General features: G+C 68.6%; 12 protein-coding genes and 1 riboswitch. Of the genes, 7 read left to right on the plus strand and 5 right to left on the minus strand.

Features of this window, described 5'->3' with window-relative positions:
* Positions 1–56: 56 nt before the first annotated feature.
* The 3 genes from ACSQ12_RS19645 to ACSQ12_RS19655 all read right to left on the minus strand — a co-directional run bounded on the left by ACSQ12_RS19645 (position 57) and on the right by ACSQ12_RS19655 (position 2,428).
* Entirely contained in the window at positions 57–602 is a 546-nt protein-coding gene (locus tag ACSQ12_RS19645) for a YceI family protein (RefSeq protein WP_436066585.1), read from the minus strand.
* Between the two features lie 83 nt (positions 603–685).
* Positions 686–1,765: an LLM class flavin-dependent oxidoreductase gene (locus ACSQ12_RS19650; RefSeq protein WP_436066586.1), complete on the minus strand. Its 1,080-nt coding sequence runs from the start codon at positions 1,763–1,765 to the stop codon at positions 686–688.
* Positions 1,766–1,831: 66 nt separating this feature from the next.
* Positions 1,832–2,428: a phosphoribosylanthranilate isomerase gene (locus ACSQ12_RS19655; RefSeq protein WP_436066587.1), complete on the minus strand. Its 597-nt coding sequence runs from the start codon at positions 2,426–2,428 to the stop codon at positions 1,832–1,834.
* A gap of 122 nt (positions 2,429–2,550) precedes the next feature.
* Here ACSQ12_RS19655 and ACSQ12_RS19660 point away from each other — a divergent pair, with 122 nt between their 5' ends.
* Complete coding sequence (locus tag ACSQ12_RS19660) at positions 2,551–3,183, plus strand: HutD/Ves family protein (protein ID WP_436066588.1); 633 nt, start codon at positions 2,551–2,553, stop codon at positions 3,181–3,183.
* Between the two features lie 6 nt (positions 3,184–3,189).
* Here ACSQ12_RS19660 and ACSQ12_RS19665 read toward each other — a convergent pair whose 3' ends face one another.
* Positions 3,190–5,154 carry a glycogen debranching N-terminal domain-containing protein gene (locus ACSQ12_RS19665; protein ID WP_436066589.1) on the minus strand — a complete coding sequence of 655 codons (1,965 nt, stop codon included), beginning with the start codon at positions 5,152–5,154 and terminating at the stop codon, positions 3,190–3,192.
* Between the two features lie 224 nt (positions 5,155–5,378).
* Between ACSQ12_RS19665 and ACSQ12_RS19670 the strand changes: the two genes are divergently transcribed.
* From ACSQ12_RS19670 to ACSQ12_RS19680, 3 genes are all read left to right on the plus strand, one after another.
* Positions 5,379–6,527 (plus strand): LacI family DNA-binding transcriptional regulator, encoded by a 1,149-nt coding sequence (locus ACSQ12_RS19670; protein ID WP_436066590.1) that lies wholly within the window; start codon positions 5,379–5,381, stop codon positions 6,525–6,527.
* 50 nt (positions 6,528–6,577) lie between these two features.
* Positions 6,578–6,643, plus strand: a riboswitch (guanidine-III (ykkC-III) riboswitch).
* Between the two features lie 9 nt (positions 6,644–6,652).
* On the plus strand, positions 6,653–6,976 hold the full coding sequence (locus tag ACSQ12_RS19675) for a DMT family transporter (protein WP_390247997.1): 324 nt from the start codon (positions 6,653–6,655) through the stop codon (positions 6,974–6,976).
* Positions 6,976–7,314, plus strand: a complete 339-nt coding sequence (locus ACSQ12_RS19680) for a DMT family transporter (protein WP_436066591.1) — start codon at positions 6,976–6,978, stop codon at positions 7,312–7,314. Before ACSQ12_RS19675 ends, ACSQ12_RS19680 begins: the two co-directional genes overlap by 1 nt.
* Here ACSQ12_RS19680 and ACSQ12_RS19685 read toward each other — a convergent pair.
* Entirely contained in the window at positions 7,256–8,341 is a 1,086-nt protein-coding gene (locus ACSQ12_RS19685) for a LacI family DNA-binding transcriptional regulator (RefSeq protein WP_436066592.1), read from the minus strand. The genes ACSQ12_RS19680 and ACSQ12_RS19685 overlap by 59 nt on opposite strands.
* A 149-nt stretch (positions 8,342–8,490) precedes the next feature.
* On the opposite strand from ACSQ12_RS19685, the gene pulA reads away from it, so the two are divergent.
* From pulA to ACSQ12_RS19700, 3 genes are all read left to right on the plus strand, one after another.
* Positions 8,491–11,421 (plus strand): pullulanase-type alpha-1,6-glucosidase, encoded by a 2,931-nt coding sequence (gene pulA / locus ACSQ12_RS19690; RefSeq protein ID WP_436066593.1) that lies wholly within the window; start codon positions 8,491–8,493, stop codon positions 11,419–11,421.
* 21 nt (positions 11,422–11,442) lie between these two features.
* Positions 11,443–12,093 (plus strand): nucleoside/nucleotide kinase family protein, encoded by a 651-nt coding sequence (locus ACSQ12_RS19695; protein ID WP_436066594.1) that lies wholly within the window; start codon positions 11,443–11,445, stop codon positions 12,091–12,093.
* Positions 12,094–12,269: 176 nt separating this feature from the next.
* A complete protein-coding gene (locus ACSQ12_RS19700) occupies positions 12,270–14,471 on the plus strand; it encodes a putative bifunctional diguanylate cyclase/phosphodiesterase (protein ID WP_436066595.1) in 2,202 nt (733 codons plus the stop codon).
* Positions 14,472–14,497 lie beyond the last annotated feature (26 nt).

The raw sequence follows: 14,497 nt of genomic DNA on the forward strand, positions 1-14,497 counted from the left end.
CGGACCTGAGCCGCCGTGGCCGCCCGGCTTGCGCCGGACGGCCACGGGATTCCGGCCTAGCTCTGCTTGACCAGGGCCGCCTCCACGTTGATCTTGACCTTGTCACTGACCAGCAGCCCGCCGGCTTCGAGGGCCGCGTTCCACGTCAGTCCGAACTCCTTGCGGCTGATTTCGGCCTCGGCGCTGAATCCCGCCCTGGTGGCACCGAACGGATCGACAGCCACGCCGGTGAATTCCACCTCGAGTTCCACAGGCTTGGTGATACCGCGGATGGTGAGGTCACCGGTGACGGTGTAGTCCTCGCCGTCGCCTTCGATGCCGGTGGCCCGGAAAGTCATCTCAGGGAACTGCTCGACGTCGAAGAAGTCCGCCCCGCGCACATGGGCATCACGGTTGGCATCGCCGGAGTCGAAGCTCGCCGTCTTGACGGTGGCGTGCAGGCTGGACGCAGCCAGGGACGTGCCCACGTGCGCATCGGCCGAGGCATCGGTGAAGCGGCCGCGGACTTTGCTGATGCCGGCATGGCGGACCGTGAACCCGATTTCGCTGTGGGACATGTCGAGTGTCCAGATGCCGGGGGTAATACCTTGGGGCAGAGTCACAACGGGTCTCCTTTGACTCGGTTGGCGGGCGTGGCCCGCCGGGTTCTTCGGGGTGCTCCCCTGCTGAATGCTAGCGAAGACCCTTAGCCACGGCTAGCCTCCCCGCCCGGCACCGCGTCCGCTGCCGCGGCCGGGGACCACTTGGGCTGCCAGCCGATGGCGGGGGCGATGTGGCGGGCAACGGTGCCCAGGAGTTTGGCGTTGAAGTCCACGCCCAGCTGGTTGGGGACGGTGAGGAGCAACGTGTCGGCAGCCTGCACCGCGGCGTCTGCCGCAAGTTCCTCGGCGATCGCCTCAGGCTCGCCCACGTAGCTCTTCCCGAACCTTGCCACGAGCCCGTCGATGATTCCCACCTGGTCCCGCTTTTCCCTTAGGGCGCTGAGCCCGAAGTACTGGCGGTCCTCCTCGTCCACGATCGGCAGCACGCTGCGGCTGACCGAAACCCGCGGCGTGTGCTGATGGCCTGCGCCGGCCCAGGCGGCACGGAACATGCTGATCTGCTCCGCCTGCAGCTCGTCGAACGGCACACCCGTGTCTTCGGTCAGCAGCGTGGAACTCATCAGGTTCATCCCCTGCTCCGCGGTCCACACCGCGGTGGCGCGGGATCCGGCACCCCACCAGATCCGGCGGCCAAGATCAGGCGAGTTCGGCTGGACTGGAAGCTTGCCGGGTCCGCCGCCGTAGCGCGGATCCCCTTCGGCCACTCCGGCGCCGGTGATGGCATGGCGGAACACTGCGGTGTGCCGGCGTGCCATGTCCGCCGGGCTCTCGCCGTCGGCCGGAACATGGCCGAACACTGCCGCTCCGTCCCGGGCCGGCTCGGGTGAACCGCGGCTGACCCCGAGCTGCAGCCTCCCGCCGCTGATCAGGTCCGTAGCGGACGCTTCCTCGGCCATGTACAGCGGGTTTTCGTACCGCATGTCGATGACGCCCGTGCCCATTTCGATCCTGCTGGTGCGGGCGGCGATGGCGGCCAGCAGGGGGAACGGGGAGGCCTGTTGCCGGGCAAAGTGGTGCACCCGGAAGAAGGCGCCGTCGATCCCCAGCTCCTCAGCTGCCACGGCGAGGTCGATGCCCTGCAGCAGCGCATCCCGGGCGGTGCGGGTACGGGACCCCTCAACGTTGCCCCAGTGGCCGAAGGAAAGAAATCCGATGCGCTTCATGACTGCGGCAACAAGAACCGTGCGCCATCCATTCCGGCTGACGCCGTGCACTCCGGCGGAAGGGTGCTACGCCTTCGCCGCCAGCACGAACGCCCGGATCTTCGCCAGGTCCTTTACCCCGCGCGAGCTTTCGACGCCGGAGGAGACATCCACTCCCCATGCACCGGCTTCCTTCGCGGCCCGGGCGACGTTAACGGGGTCGAGGCCCCCTGCCAGCAGCCAGTTCCGGCCGGCCAGCCCCTTGGCCTGTACCGAGGCGTAGTCCCAGGCCTCGCCGGAGCCCGGAACAGCGGCGTCGATCAGCAGCAGTTCCTCGCCCCAGCTGCCGAATGCTTCCGGTGGGGCACCCATGGTGACGGCCCTGATCACCTTCATGCCGGCGTCGTGCGCTGCTTCGACGTCCTGCGGGGTGCGGTCCCCGTGGAGCTGGACCCAGTCCAGGCCGGCGTCGCGGGCGACGGCGATAGCGTCCGCCACCGGCTCGTGGCGGAACACGCCCACGGCCGGGGTGCCGGCCGGAACGTCGGCCAGAAGCTCCCGCGCGCGGGCGGGCGTGACCTCACGCGGACTCCTGGTCAGGACAAAGCCGACGGCGTCCGCACCGGCGCCGGCCGCTTCCCGAACCGACTCCGGCGTACTCAACCCGCACACCTTGACGAACATCCTTGGCTCCTCCTGCCGTAATTCCTCCACCTGACGTTAGCAAGTCCGCGAAACCCCCACCGACACCCCTTCACCCGCGTCCGTGCCGACGCCGTCCGGCCCCCGGCCGCTAGGCTGGTCGGATGGAGATCATCCGCTATGCCGAACTCAGGGCCGAACCGTGGCGCAACAAGGGCGGGGTCACCCGCGAACTGGCCAGCCATCCCAAGGCTGCCTCCGCCCAGGACGGCGCGTGGGACTGGCGGGTGAGCATCGCCGAGGTGTCCAAGGCCGGCGGGTTCTCCGCTTTTCCCGGCATGGACCGGGTGCTCACCGTCATCGAAGGCGAACTCCTCCTGCTGACGGTTGACGGCGCCGAACATCCGCTGGAGAAGTACCGGCCGTTCCGGTTCTCCGGCGACGCCAACACCGCCGGCGCACTTCCCACGGGCGACATCCGCGACCTCAACGTGATTACCCGGAACGGGGCGTTCAAGGGGTACACATCCATCATCGAACTCTCCAAGAAGCGCGCGCACCCCGTCTTCGAAGGCCAGCTCGGGATCCTGCTGCAGGGCCAGGCCACCGTCAGCCCCGGCACCGCCGGCGGCGGCGACACCCCGGGCGACGGCGAAGCACCCGAAGCAGCCCCGGCTGCCGGCGAGCCGGAGACGCTGGGCCGCTATGACGCCGTCGTCGGCTCCGACTCCGGCACGCCGGAAATCCTGGGCCGGGGCTTCCTGGCAGTCGTGTCGATAGACCGCGTTACCAGCTAGGCCGCGTTACAGGCTGGCGGCGGACGGCTGCAGGTCCTCCCGCTGTGCCTGCCGCCCGTTCGGGGCGAGCGCAGCGGCGATCACCACCGAGCTGGCCGAGGCCCAGGCCTGCGGGCGGCAGCTCGCGGGGAACGGCACGGGGGTGCGCATGGTGTCCGAGCCGTGGCCGCCAAAGAGCTCCGGTAGCCGCCAGTCGTTGGCTTCGGCCACGTGCAGCAGTCCGGCGGCGAGCTGCGCTGCCTCATCCGGGAAGCCGTCCGCCAGCATGCCGCTGATGATCAGGGCCGTGTCATGGCTCCAGACTGCGCCCGCGTGGTACCGGGTGGGCCAGTAGCCGCCGTTAGTGGTGGACAGCGTCCGTACGCCGTAGCCGGAGAACATGGTGGGGTCCATGACGCGGCGCACCACGATCCGCTGCTCCTCCTCATTGAGGATTCCGGTGCCGAGCAGGTGGCCCATGTTGGAGGTCACGCCGTCCACCGGGCGCTTGTCCGCATCCAGGGCGAGCGCCGGGTAGGGACCCAGTTCGTCCTCGCACCAGAACTGCGCCCGGAAGCGCTCGGCCATGCCTGCGGCGTAGTCCCGCCATTCCTGTGCCCCGGGGCGTCCGAAAGCGTCCAGGATTTCCGCGCCCACCACGGCGGCCTCGTAAGCGTAGGCCTGGACCTCCGCGAGCGCGATGGGCCCCTTCGCCAGTGAGCCGTCGTGCCAGCGGATGGCGTCGCCGGAGTCCTTCCAGCCCTGGTTCACCAGGCCCTGGCCGGAGGCGTCGAGGTATTCCAGGAAGCCGTCCCCGTCCAGGTCGCCATGGTCCCGGAGCCATTCGAGGGCGTCCTGGAGGTTGGGCAGGAGTTCCTCCACCTCGGCATCCGGCATGCCGGCTTTCCAGGCGTCGTGCAGGAGGCAGATCCACAGCGGCGTGGCGTCAATGGTCCCGTAGTACACCGGCGGCAGGCGCAGGGCCTGACCGCTCTCGGCCATGGTCAGGACGGTCCGGCGGACCTCGTGCAGGATCTTGCCGGGCTGGACGGCCGTGGTGTGGTCCGTCTCGGTGCCCTGCCGGCCGGCGAGCGCGCGGAGCGTACCGCCGGCGATGGCCGTGTTGATGGGCAGCAGCATGCGCGCCGCAATGATGGAGTCGCGCCCGAACATGGTGAAGAACCACGGGGCGCCGGCCGCCAGGAACGTGTCATGCGGATGCGAGTAGTGCGCCAGGCGCAGGCTGTTGAGGTCGCTGACGGACCGTTCCAGGAGCCTGCTGAGCCGGGGGTCGTTTGAGGCCGGAGCCACGATGGGGTCCCCGTCCGCGGCGAGCATCGGGGAATCCTCGTCCGTCAGGTCCACCGCCCAGGCCAGCTCCACGGGCACCCCGGGAAATACCTGCACGACCCAGTCGATGGTCACCGTGCTGCCTTGGACGCCGACGGTTCCGTCGTCCGCCGTCAGCGCCAGGGTGGTGTCCTTGTCCCGCCAGGACCACGTGGTCCCCTGCGGCTCCACCGGGGCGCCGCCACGCGCGCCCTGCTTGATGTCTTCCATCGTGGTGTTGTCCGCGCCAAGGGTCAGCCGGACCGTCAGCGACACCGGCTCCCGCATGGCCGACTCGAGGCGCAGCGTCTCGGCCACCCGGCCGGAGCAACCGGTGAGGCTCTCGGTGTCCTCGCCGGGACGGATGCGGCCCGATTGCGCCGAGCGCGTGCGCACCAGGGAGAGCAGCGGGTCCGCCACCTCGGCGTCCGCGCGCACAAAGTAGATGTAGTCGGTTTCCTTGGAGGAACGCAGCTGGGTGGACACCCATTCAGGCTCCCGTCCGTCCACCGTGAGGACGGCGGTGTTGAGCACGCGGTCATCACCGCAGTAAATACCCTGCGCGCCGGTGTGCCGGATCTGTCCATGGGCGTCGGACCATGCCTGGATGGGAGCGCTGAAAACGCCGGAAAGATTGTGCAGGTATGGCTGTTCAGAGGCCACGGTGAAACAACTCCTGTGCTGCTGGGTGTGGGGGCGGAGGCTGGCGTCCGCATTACCGGGCGTGAACCTGGGAGCCATAATTTGATCGATCAAATTTGTGCGGTTAAATCGTCTCACACGTTACTCTGTGAAGGAAAAGACCGCCATGGCGCGCCTTCGCCGGGACGCCCGCCGGCCACCGCACGCCTGTCCCCACCCAGTACCCGCGTCCCAAGGAGCCCCGCTTGCCCCGGCCCACCCTCGCCAGTCTGGCCGGCGAACTTGCCGTGTCGCGGCAGACCATCTCCAACGTGCTGAACGCCCCGCACAAGGTCAAGCCCGCCACCCGGGAACGCGTCCAGGCCGCCATCGTCGCGGCCGGCTACCGGCCCAGCGCCGCCGCCCGCCAACTGCGCACCCAGCGTTCCATGAACTTCGGCATGCGGCTCCTTCCCGCCACGGACGGCATCAACGGCGCCGTCCTGGACCGGTTCCTGCACGCGCTCACGGAAGCAGCCCAGTCGGCCGGCTACCGGCTCACGCTCTTCTGCGCCGACTCGGACCGGGACGAAATCCGCCAGTACGAACAACTTCTGGACGTCGCCGGGCTGGACGGATTCATCCTCACCTCCAGCACCCCCGACGACCCCCGGACCCGGTGGCTGCAGGAACGCGGCACGCCTTTCGCCGTTTTCGGCCGGCCCTGGGATGCCGCCGGGCACCCCGCAGCGGCGGACCACCCCTGGGTGGACGTGGACGGGGCCGCCGGAACGGAAGAGGCCGTGAGGATGCTGCTGGCGCAGGGCCACTCGCGGATCGGGTTCCTGGGCTGGTACACGGGCGATCCGGTGGGCGCGGACCGCCGCCACGGCTGGGAGCGCGCCATGACCGAGGCAGGACGGGGCTCGGATGTGCCGGCCCTCAGCGTGGAAACCGAGGACACCGTTGCCGGCGGCGCGTCCGGAGCAGCACTACTGGCATCAAGGGGAGCCACCGCCGTCGTCTGTTCCAGCGACTCCCTGGCGCTGGGTGCCGCGGAGACGCTGCGGGAATCACGGCTTGGCAGTTCCGGCTCCGGGCTGCCTGCCGGCCGGCCCGCCGTCGTGGGCTTTGACAACACTCCCGTGGCTGCCGCCCTGGGACTGTCCAGCGTCGCCCAGCCCGTGGAGGAGGCAGCGCGCCACATTATCCGCGTTCTGGCTGACGAGCTGGCCGGAACCGGCCCCGTTGCCGGAACGGGCGCCGCCCGAACCGGGGGCGGTTCCGTCCCTGCAGCCCCCAGCCCGCCGGAAAGGCAGCTCCTCCTTGCACCGCGGGTGGTGGAACGGATTCCGCTGCCGCTGGCGGCAACAGCTAGCGCGCAGCTACGACACCGGCCTGCGAAGCCCCGGTGAGCTTAGCCACCAACGGTGGCCGCCCGCCGTCGGGCGTTGCTACGCTGGGACCAAGGTTCCCGTCCGGAGCCTCCGGACGACGGTTCAGTACCCGGCACGCGACAAGACTGGCCAAAGGATCTGTCATGTCGTGGTTAATCCTCATTTTGTCCGGCGCCCTCGAGGCCGTCTGGGCCGCAGCGCTGCACCGGACGTCCCAGGCCAAAGGCCGCCGGCGTGTGCTGCCCGCGGCAGTCTTCCTGGTTTCCGTCATCGCCAGCACCGGCGGCCTCGCCATCGCTATGCAGTCCATCCCCACAGGCACCGCCTACGCGGTGTGGGTGGGTGTCGGCGTAGTGCTGACCTCCGCTTACGCGATGGTCACTAAAGTGGAACGCGCGACGGCGGCGCGGCTGCTGCTGCTCGCCGGCATCGCGGCATCCGTGGTGGGCCTGAAGGTGGTGGCGTAATGACCAGGAATGCCATTGCGTGGCTGATTCTGCTCGGTTCCGCCGTGCTGGAGGCCGTCTGGGCCACGGCACTGGGACTGTCCGACGGCTTCTCCCAGGCACTGCCCACTGCCGTCTTTGCCGTCACCGCAACTCTGAGCATGGCGGGGCTGGGGATCGCCGTGAAATCGATCCCGCTCGGGACCGCCTACGCCGTGTGGGTGGGCATCGGCGCCGCCCTGACAGTGGGCTGGGCCATGGCCACCGGTGTCGAGCCTGCCAGCCCGCTCAAGCTGCTGTTCATCGCCGGGATCGTTGGCTGCGCGGCGGGGTTGAAGATTCTGCCACAGGACCGGTAGAGCCGCGCACCACCAGGTCGGACGCCAGGACCACCGGCGAGCGCGTGGAGTGTTCGCCGGCAATGTCGGCCGCCAGTGCGTGGACGGCGGCGTGCGCGATGGCCGCGACAGGCTGCCGGAGCGTGGTCAGCGGCGGGTTGGTCAGGGCCATCAGCGGGGAGTCATCGAAACCGACGATGGACACGTCCTCCGGGACGCGCAGCCCCCTTGCCTGGGCCGCCCGGATGGCGCCGAGTGCCATGATGTCGGAGGCGCACACAATGGCCGTGTGGCCGGAGTCCAGGAGCTCGTTCGCCGCGCTCTGCCCGCCTTCCACTGTGAACATGCTGGTGGCCGTATGTGGTTCCGGATCCTCGATGTCCAGGTACTCGGCGAGGGCGGAGCGGAATCCGGCCAGCTTCTGCCTGCTGGGGATGAAGCGGTGCGGGCCGATGGCCAGCCCCACCTTCCGATGCCCCAGGCTGGCGAGGTGCTGCACCGCGGTGCTGATTGCCGCGGCGTCGTCATTGGACACGGAGGCGGCCGCCAGTTCCGGGCGGGCACCGTTGACCAGGACGAAGGGGATGCCGCGGCCGCGCAGCCGGTGGTAACGCTCCAGGCTGGCCTGGCCGTCGGCGTGTGAACTGCAGATGAAAATGATTCCGGACGCTTCCTGCGCCACAAGCATCTCGATGTACTCATCTTCTGAACGTCCCCCGCCCGGCAACGCACAGAGAATCGGGATGAAGTCCTCCTGGGACAGGAGCGATACGACCGTCTGCGCAATGGCCGGAAAGATCGGATTGGTCAGGTCCGGGACGATAATCCCCACCTGGCCCCGGGTGGTGCTCCGCGCACGGTCCGGGCGCTCGTAGCCAAGGTCGTCCATCGCGGCGAGAACCGCCTGCCGCACCTCACGCGAAACGCCTTTCCGGCCGTTGACCACGCGGGACACGGTGGCGATGCTGACGCCCACCTTCCGGGCGAGGTCCTCCAGCTTGGGTCGCTCCGGGGCGTCAGGGTCTGCGCGGCCCGCTGTCGTGCTCATAAGGCTCCTTCACCGGAACAGCCGTCCGGAAGCCGCCCGCCCTCAACAGGAAGCTCCTGGCTGCGCTGGCCGCAGCCTGCGTCACTCCCCTCACCCTGGGCGGCCTCGCCCTCCCCGCTTTTGCGGACCACACCGCCACTCCCGGCACGGTGGCCCTTGTAGGATCGCTGCAGTCCGAAATCGGCTGCCCGGGCGACTGGCAGCCGGAGTGCACCGCCAGCAGGCTGCTGCCGGTCGAGGGATCCGCAGCGCTGTACCGGGCCACCTTCGATGTCCCGCCCGGCACCTACGCCATGAAGGTCGCCCTCAACAATTCATGGGACGAAAACTACGGGGCCGGAGGAGTGGCGGGCGGCGGCGACATCGCGCTCACCGCGCCGGGAGGACCGGTGACGTTCACCTACGACCACGCCAGCCACACCCTCACGGACGACGTGCCGGACGCGCTCGGAGCCGAGGCCGGGGCGCACTGGCTGACGGCGGACACCATCGCATGGAAGGCCCCCGCGGCCGAGGGGACGAGCTACCGGCTCTACAACGCTCCCGACGGCGGTCTGGCAGTTGCGGACGGACAGGTCACCGGCGGTTCCTCCCTTCCGCTCGAGCTCAACGCCAAAGGGTTGGATGCAGGCCTTGCGGCCAAGTATCCGCACCTGGCGGGCCTTGCCTCCCTCCGCCTGACGGAAGCGGATGCGCGCCAGGCCAAGGAACTGTTGAAAGGCCAACTGCTGGTGGCCGCGATCGGCCCGGACGGCAAGGTCACAGCCGCCACCGGGGTCCAGGTTCCCGGCGTCCTGGACTCGCTCTACCCCGGAGCCGCAGAGCGGGAACTCGGACTGACCTGGAAGGGCAAGCGCCCGGAGCTTTCGCTGTGGGCCCCCACGGCCCGCAGCGTCACCGTCCGCACCTACGCGTCCGGCTCAGGCGGCGAACCCGTGGCCACCACGGCCATGAAACCCGGCAAGGACGGCGTATGGTCCGTTACCGGGGACAAGGACTGGAACGGCGCCTACTACCTGTACGAAGTGGAGGTGTTCGTCCCGGAAACCGGCAAAGTTGAGCGGAACCTCGTCACGGACCCCTACAGCGTGGGCCTTTCCGCCAACTCCGAACGCAGCCTGTTCGTGGATCTGGATGACAAGTCGCTGGCACCGGCCGGCTGGGCCAGACTCCAAAAGCCCGCGCTCAGCAAGCCGGAGGACCTTTCCCTCTACGAACTGCACGTGCGCGACTTTTCCATCAGCGACGAAGCCGTTCCTGCCGAGCACCGCGGCACCTACAAGGCGTTCACGGACACCGGCAGCAACGGCATGAAGCGCATGCAGGAACTGGTGGACGCCGGGATGAACGCGGTCCACCTGCTGCCCGTCAACGACATCGGCACCATCGAGGAACGCCGCAGCGAACAGCGCGAACCGCTCTGCGACCTCGCCGCCCTTCCCGCCGACTCAGAGGAACAGCAGGCCTGCGTGGCCGGGACTGCCGCCAAGGACGGGTTCAACTGGGGCTACGATCCCCTGCACTACACAACGCCGGAAGGCTCCTACGCCACCAACCCTGACGGACCCACCAGGATCACTGAATTCCGCGGGATGGTGGCCGCCCTGAACACCACGGGCGCACGGGTAATCCAGGACGTCGTCTACAACCACACCTCCAGCGCAGGACAGTCCGGGAGCAATAACCTCGACCGGATTGTCCCGGGCTACTACCACCGCCTGAACGCCGCCACCGGATCCCTGGAGACGTCCACGTGCTGCGCCAACACGGCCACCGAGAACGCCATGATGGGCAAACTCATGGTCGACTCGCTGGTCACCCTGGCCAGGACCTACAAACTGGACGGCTTCCGTTTCGACCTCATGGGGCACCACTCAAAGCAGAACATGCTGGATGTCAGGGCTGCCCTGGACAAGCTGACCCTGCCCAAGGACGGCGTGGACGGCAAGAACATCGCCCTGTACGGCGAGGGTTGGAACTTCGGCGAGGTGGCCAACAACGCCAGGTTCGTGCAGGCCACCCAGGCGAACATGGCCGGGACCGGCATCGGCACGTTCAACGACCGCCTGCGCGACGCCGTACGCGGCGGAGGCCCGTTCGACCCCGATCCGCGCGTCCAGGGGTTCGCTTCCGGACTGTTCACGGATCCCAACGATTCCCCGGCCAACGGCACGCCCGAACAGCAGAAGGCCGCCCTCCTCCTCGCACAGGACCTGGTGAAGGTGGGCCTGACCGGCAACCTGAAGGACTACTCCTTCATTGACCGCACCGGCGCCGCCGTCAAGGGTTCGGACGTACCGTACAACGGCGCCCCGGCGGGGTACACGAGCGATCCCCAGGAGGCCATCACCTACGTGGAGGCCCACGACAACGAGACGCTGTTCGACGCCCTCGCCTTGAAACTGCCGCAGGACACGCCCATGGCCGACCGCACCCGGATGCAGACCCTCGCGCTCAGCACCACGGCCTTCGGCCAGGGCATCTCCTTCTGGCACGCCGGAGGCGAGTCACTGCGCAGCAAGTCCCTGGACCGCAACAGCTACGATTCCGGTGACTGGTTCAACGTCCTGGACCACACGGATGCCACCAACGGTTTCGGCCGCGGCCTGCCGCCCAAGGCTGACAACGAGGACAAGTACGGCTACATGCGCCCGCTGCTGGCAGATCCGGCCCAGAAGCCGGCTACCGCGGACATCGCAGAAGCCCGCCAACGGGCCGAGGAACTGCTGCAGATCCGCAAGAGCACGCCGTTGTTCCACCTGGGCGACGCCGGACTGGTCCAGCAGAAGGTGTCCTTCCCGGGAGGCGGCCCGGAACAAACCCCGGGCGTCGTTGTGATGCGCATTGACGATTCAGCCGGGACGGACGTGGACCCGAACCTGCGCGGACTCGTGGTGGTGTTCAATGCCTCGGATGAGGCCACGAGCCAGACAGTGTCCGGCACGGCCGGTTCCGCCTACGCCCTCCACCCGGCGCAGGCAGGGGGTGTCGATTCCGTGGTCAAGGCGGCCGCATATGATGCGCAGTCCGGGACCTTCACCATCCCGGCCCGCACTGTGGCGGTGTTCCAGGCCAGGTAACGGCGAATTAGGCTGGTGGCCATGTCATCTATCCCGCCGGACGCGCTCCGGCACCCGGAGGTGAGGGCGGCCGTGGCGGACCTGCGCGGCCGCCTGGCGTCCGGGAACCGGACGCTGCTCGGCATCACGGGCGCGCCGGGGTCCGGCAAATCGACCTTCGCGGCCGCCCTGCACACGCTCTTTGGCCCGGACCTGGCCGTGGTGGTGCCGATGGACGGCTTCCACCTGGGCAACGCGATCATCGACGGCACGCCGCTGCGGCAGCGCAAGGGGGCAATAGACACGTTCGACGCCGGCGGTTACCTCTCGCTGCTGCGGCGGCTCGCGCGGCGGGACGAGCCGGTGGTCTACGCGCCGGATTTCCGCCGGGAGATCGATGAGCCCGTGGCAGCCTCCATCGGCGTTCCGGCCTCGGTGCCGCTGGTGATCACCGAGGGGAACTACCTGCTGGCGGACCATCCGGTGTGGCGGCAGGTCCGGGCGCAGCTGGACCAGGTCTGGTTCATGGACACTCCCCCGGGCCTGCGGCTCGAGCGGCTGGTTGACCGGCATGTGCACTTTGGCATGGACCGGCCTGCCGCGGAGCAATGGGCCGGCGGCTCCGACGAAGCAAACGCACGGCTGATCGAATCCACCCGTGCTGCCGCGGACCGGATCATTCCCTGGTCCTAGGGTCTCCCGTTCGTTCACCGCCGGCCGGACCGGAGTTCCCCGGAGTCTTATTTCAGCGGCAAACGGTCCAAGGCAGCGCAGCCCTGTTAGCCTGCTCCTAGGATCACCGGACCATCATCGGGTCTCAGCCGGTGGCTGGGTCCCCCGTGGCTCCTGGACGCAGAGGACAACAGCACATGGATGCGCAAGCGCCGGACAATGCTTCAGGACCAGCGGCCACGCCCCCGGAGGGCCCCGCAACCGGGCCTGCCGCGTCCGGGCGCACCTGGAGCCTGCGGCGCGAATGGTCCAGGGCGTTCCTGCTTATGCTCGCCGCACTGCTGATCGGCGCCGTGGTCACGATCGTGGGTGTGCGGGGCCTGATGGACCAGGTGCAGGAAACGTCAGCCCGGCTGCAACTGGAGCTCGACAAACTAGAGACCCTCCGGTCCGCCCTCGATGCCCACGAGCAATCGGGGCACCAGTTGCTCTCGGGTGCCCCCGTGGACCGCTCCGCTTTCCTCGGGCAGCAGGAGGAGATTTCCCGCGTCTTCGAGGACGTCGCCGCCGTCCTGCCGGCTGAAACAGAAGTGCGGGAAACGATTGCCGCGGCCCGGCAGTCCTGGCAGGAAGCCTTGGCGGAACATGGCCTGTGGGGCAGCGGGATGCTTTCACTGCGGGGCAGCCACGTGGAGGAGACCCCGGCATTGGCCGCCTCCAGCGCAGGAATCCGCAGCCAACTGGCGGACATCCGGCGCTACTCCCTGGCAGAAATGGACAAGGGACTCGCGCACAGCGCCGAACTCGAGCGGTTCCTGGTTATCGCGCGCAGCTTCCTGTTCGTGGTGGCAGTGGGCGCTACGGTGTACTTCCGCCGCAGGATGGTCAAGGACCTCATGCGCCCGGTTGGGAGCCTGCACCAGGGTGTCCGCAAGCTGCAGGCCGGAAACTACAACCACCGCATCGAAGTCTTCCGCCGCGACGAACTCGGCGAACTGGCGGAGGCGTTCAACGGCATGGCCGCCGCCGTCCACAGCAGCCATGAGGCCCTCACACACCGGGCAACCCACGACCCCCTCACCGGCCTGGCAAACCGGGCGGCCCTGATGGAACGCCTCACGGCATCCTTTGGGGCCGGAAGCACCCGCAGGAACCGGAACGAGGGACTGCTGTTCATCGACATCGATGACTTCAAGGAGGTCAACGATTCGCTGGGACACGAGCGGGGTGATGCCCTGCTCATCCAGCTGGCCGCCCGCCTCAAGGGCTGCGTCCGCTCCGACGACGTGGTTGCCCGCCTTGGCGGGGACGAGTTCGCGATCGTTGTGATGGACGACGACGCCGGCTCCGTCACCGCCGGGATCGCCGAACGGATCCACGGGGCGTTGCGCGCACCGTTCTTCGTCGGCGACGACCGCCTGACCGTCACGGCCAGCATGGGCGCGGCGCAGCGCCGTCCGGAAACCACAGACGCTGCCGAGCTGCTGCGGCAGGCGGACTTCGCGATGTACCTGGCCAAGCACGGCGGAAAGGCCCGCTTCCAGCTTTTCGACGCCGAAGGCTACGACCATATGACGTACCGCGCCGCCCTCAAACGGGACTTGGCCTCCGCCGTGCCCGCCGGTCAGCTCCGCCTCGAATACCAGCCCATTGCCGATCTGGACAGCGGAGCCATCCTCGGCGTGGAAGCGCTGGTGCGCTGGGAGCACCCCACGCTGGGGCTGCTGGCGCCGTCAGAGTTCATTCCGCTCGCCGAGGAGACGGGCGACATCGACGCCGTCGGCTGCTGGGTGCTGGATAACGCGAGCCGCCAGGCGGCCAGCTGGCGGAAGTCCCTGCCGCAGTGCGGAGACCTCTGGATTGCCATCAACCTCTCCACCATCCAGCTTCCCAACCCGCGGAACCTGGCCGCCATCACACGCATCCTTGCCGACCCCGCGGCGCAGGCGGACAAGGTGGTGCTCGAAGTCACCGAAACAGCCCTTGCCGGCAGCACGGACGGCGGGATCGCCGCACTCAAAACCCTGAAGGAGACCGGCGTGCGTGTGGCCATCGACGACTTCGGGACGGGATATTCCTCGCTGAGTTCCCTGGCTGTGCTGCCGGCGGACATCCTCAAGATCGACCGTTCGTTTCTTGGGCGGCAAGCGTCCGAGGCGCAGTCGGCGGCGATGCTCGAAGGCATCCTGGGACTGGCCCGCATGCTCTCCCTCGAAGTGATCGCCGAAGGGGTGGAGGAGCCCGGGCAGCTGGACCTGCTCCGCGCCCTGGATTGCCGGATGGGCCAAGGCTACTTCCTGGCCCGGCCGGGTTCCGCCGAGGCGATCGAAACGCTCCTTGCTTCGGACGCCCGCCTTCAGCCCCGCCCGGCAACGCTCGAGCAAGCCCTCGATTCATGAGGAATACTGGCCTTCCCGCCGGGGTT

It is taken from the genome of Arthrobacter sp. LjRoot14 (genome assembly GCF_964253905.1).
In the GTDB taxonomy this organism is placed as follows: Bacteria; Actinomycetota; Actinomycetes; order Actinomycetales; family Micrococcaceae; genus Arthrobacter.